Here is a 289-nt window from a genome sequence, read left to right on the forward strand (position 1 = left end):
GGGGCCTTGTGTTGGTGGGGGCGGGGGGGGGGCAGGCCCGCGCGCGGGGCCGGGGCGCCCGCCGGGGGGCGGCGGCATGGGGCGACTTTGGCCGCCCCCGCCGCGCCGATGGCGCGCACGATCTCCGCCCCGATGCCCTTCGAGGCCCCGGTGACGAGCACGGTCTTCCCGGCGAGTTGCACGGCACGTCCCTCCTGGTCATGGAGGGGGCGGGGGGGGCGGGGCCACCCCCCCCCCCCCGGGCACGCGGCGCGCCGGGGCGCCGGGGGGTTATCGCCCCCCTCGCGGC

The 289-nt window shown here is 82.7% G+C and carries 1 protein-coding gene; it reads right to left on the bottom strand.

Annotation, left to right across the window (positions count from 1 at the left end; genetic code table 11):
• The coding region (locus tag AC1MIR_RS27850; RefSeq protein ID WP_480031414.1) for an SDR family NAD(P)-dependent oxidoreductase at positions 1-182 on the bottom strand (182 nt) is incomplete at its 3' end.
• Positions 183-289 lie beyond the last annotated feature (107 nt).

It is taken from the genome of Falsiroseomonas sp. RANM36 (genome assembly GCF_056682175.1).